At 57.6% G+C, this 3,226-nt stretch carries 3 protein-coding genes; all 3 read right to left on the reverse strand.

Going from position 1 to position 3,226, the window contains the following annotated elements:
• A partial coding sequence (locus tag ACFQ24_RS04150; RefSeq protein ID WP_380909206.1) for a recombinase family protein occupies window positions 1-187 on the reverse strand: 187 nt, incomplete at its 3' end.
• Between the two features lie 269 nt (window positions 188-456).
• Complete coding sequence (locus tag ACFQ24_RS04155; protein WP_380909208.1) at window positions 457-1,917, reverse strand: argonaute/piwi family protein; 1,461 nt, start codon at window positions 1,915-1,917, stop codon at window positions 457-459.
• Window positions 1,914-3,164, reverse strand: a complete 1,251-nt coding sequence (locus ACFQ24_RS04160; RefSeq protein WP_380909210.1) for a DUF4365 domain-containing protein — start codon at window positions 3,162-3,164, stop codon at window positions 1,914-1,916. The genes ACFQ24_RS04155 and ACFQ24_RS04160 overlap by 4 nt, the downstream gene beginning before the upstream one ends.
• Window positions 3,165-3,226 lie beyond the last annotated feature (62 nt).

Below are 3,226 nucleotides of genomic sequence, written 5' to 3' on the forward strand. Positions count from 1 at the left end.
GCAGCAGCGCCCGGATGCCTGGCCGCAGGATCACGCTGGCGCCGGAGATCGCAGCGTCCTTGTAACTGCCGACAATGCGCCAGCCTTCACGGGCAGCCTGCTCCCGACAAATCAGGAACTGGTCCTCGATCGAAGCGGGACTCTGCTTGTCGTCGGAGTAGCGGGCGTAAAGAGCGGCACGGGTCATCTCATTCTCCTTATCGCAATAAATAACATGATCTTGCTACGCGACCAATCCTGACAAACGAAACTCCGCAGCATTATTGCAATATTTCAGGTATTGAAGTCAGGCCATAAAGAAAATGATGAATATCATTCAAAAATTATCCAATGATTATGCTCATTTATAGGATTCCGTTCCCATGTATGATGTAAATTCATCAAGGGCGATTGCGGATTATTTTCAAAAAATAGGTTTTATGACATCAAAATCGCATGAGAAAAGTCAGTAGATAGCTAGATATATTTTCTATAATCAGTGCTCTCGACCTGATCTTCCTTCAGGTACTTCAAAACCTCACCGACCATACGCGCCGCCCGAATGGGGATAGGGAGACGCTGGTTCATCTGGGTCGAGTTCCAGTTGATCTTGGTGAGCGAGAACACCTCCTCGGCCAGCTGCGCTATGGTGCTGTCGCAGGTGCGGTGAGGGCACAATAGCAACGGCCGCGGATCATACATGCCGGGATATGTGCCGTAATAAGGCATGCTGCCGTTGGTGTAGAGCAAGCCGTTCCCACCGAGCTCAACGAAAGTCCCGCGGAGGACCGGATAGTTGCCATCGCGTAATAGTTTCACGGCGTAGGATTCCTGCACCCAGACCAAGTCCCGCAGCTCCGTGCCGGCGGCGTCGAGCGCTTCCAGGATGCCATCAGCTTCCTCATCTTTGAAGCGTGAGGTCTTCAACACGATAACGCGTGCAGGCAGTGTCTTGTGGTGCGTCTTGTATGCGGCGAGCACATTCTCCACGATCTCGCGGGCATCTTCGCGCGTCATGTAGGGATGGCGCCCACGGCTCTCAGTGTGGGCGCGCTTCCCCTTCAGCACGAACCCGCGTCCCCGCTCGTCGAACATCTGCGCCGCGCTGGTGAATAGTTGCTGCCCGTCCGCCTCACGGTAGAAGCTGATGCCGATATAGCAGGCGGTGAACTCCCCCTCCTTCGGCATGCGTCGCCACGGGATGCGGCCGCTGCCCTTGTAGTAAAGAGTTGTCAGCAGGTTCCAACTGCGGCCGGCGACATCCTGGATTTTGCGAGCGCTGCTCTCCTTAATCTTCTGCGGAATCGATACTTTGTCGTCGACAGTGTCCTCCCAGACGATCTGGATCGGGAAGGAAAGATGCATGGCCCGCGCCTTCAACATGCCGCGAAAATTCGGGGCGTCGGAACCGCTGCTATCGTCCTTCTCCGTCGTTCCGCCCGCATCGACCTTCGCGTTCCAGACCCGCTCAAGCAACCTCACGGGCAGCGCTACAATCGCCACATCGGGCCGATTGCCACCATCAGCCAGCCCCTCCAGTTCGGCGACGATCTCGTCCACGGCCATTTCGACCGCCTTCTGGTGGTCGGGCTCCTTGGCGATCTTGTCGAGCTTGCTCTGGGATAGCGCAGCAGTCGCACCGTCCTCCACCTCGAAGCGGCAGCGGTATGGACTCTGGTTGCCGAGGCCGGGGAATGCCGGATGCATATTCGGATGCTTTTCCGATTTCCCATCGACACCGGCAGCGGCGGTTTCGAGGAACTTTCGCGTATCCTCTATGGTCTTGGCGCTACCGACTACGCCGATCTTGATGACATCACCGACGAACGGCTGAAGGGGGCCCGCCTCGAACAGCCCCAGACGTGGATCGGGATGGTGGTGATGGTCCCCGAATTCCAGTTCGGGTTCTTTGAACACGCGGGTGTCAAAGGTGCTCATGCGAACAGACCTTCCTGCTGATCGCTAACATCAGCTCTCTTCTTGCCGCCGCCCCAACCGTCCTCTGGAACGCGCGTCTCCAGTTCCACCGTCGGGGGCTCTCCGAAGCGAAGCCTGGGCTCTGCCTCCACCTCTACGCCGAACAGACCGCCTGCATCCCGTTCGGCGGCACGATCGGCATGGGTCAGGAAACGATGCCACATGATCACCTGCCCGCGTAGGGCCGCGCTTTTGTCTAGCCGCTTCTTGCCGGCGAGCAACGCGCCGGGGTGGGGATGGGGCGCGTATCCGTTGGTGGTGAAGAAATAGGTCGGCGAAACGATCAGATACCAGCGATCGCCAAGACACTCGAAGCGCGGCGAGAAGGCGTGGTGCCGGACGAACGACACCTTGCCCTCCTCCTTGTCGCTCATGGCCACCATCACGACGTCGGCGTCGGTCTTCTTCTTCGCAGACTCGTAAGCGAAGTTACGAGGCGCGTCGGCTTCGACGGCGCGGAAATAGAGAATCTTCCGATCCTTACTCCAGTTCAGATCGTCGCGAGTCTGGTGACGAAGCGTCTGCCGCAGCAGGTGCATGAAGCGGTTCTGTTCGTCCACATCATCGTGAAATGCCAATTCTGCCGTGTCGATCGCATCGACCTGGTCAATGTCGATGATCTCCCGACAACTGGACGTACGCGGGTTGTGGAAAGACCAGAAGGTGCCTCCGGCGATGGACCAGTCGAACCGGGACGCTTCGTCGCCGTCCAGCAAAATCGCAGTCGCCCGCCGTCCATCGTAAGGTGTTGATGCCACATACATCTCGGAGGGGAGTGTGATCGGCAGGATATTAACGAGAGCCTCCTCGCCGCCGCCGAGCGCGGGCACGTAATAGCCAAAGCCAGCCTTGGGGACGGTCAATCCAGCAAGGCGGTTAACGGTGCTGTTGTCGAGAACGTCCAACGCCTTGTCTATCTGTAGACGACGCTCGATCTGGTCATGATCGCGCGACACCTCCTTCCAGTAGAAGCTGTTGTCGGAACGGCGATAGAAGACGACGATGACGGGAAGGTTTGATCCCTTCCAGTAATCCAGATCCTGCATCCGTAACAGATAGGTGAAACCCTCATCCGTTTCTGAAGAGTATCGGACGTTCTCGGTCGACTTGATCTGTGCGGCGATCATGCGGGCCAGAGGGCGGCCTGTTGATTTCCACTGAGAAGTGACCCGGGTTTTCCATCGAGAAGTGACCCGTCTGCGGATTATGTTTCGGGTGTCACGGGTGGGTCAACCCGTGGTTTTCTCCTTTGGGTTCTGGCCTGCTTGGC

Origin of the sequence: Sphingobium olei (assembly GCF_042678845.1) — a bacterium.
Lineage (GTDB): Bacteria > Pseudomonadota > Alphaproteobacteria > Sphingomonadales > Sphingomonadaceae > Sphingobium > Sphingobium olei.

Bases quoted from the DNA above. Each gene is read 5' to 3' on its own strand.
- ACFQ24_RS04155 (WP_380909208.1), bottom strand. From the start codon at position 1,917: ATGAGCACCTTTGACACCCGCGTGTTCAAAGAACCCGAACTGGAATTC.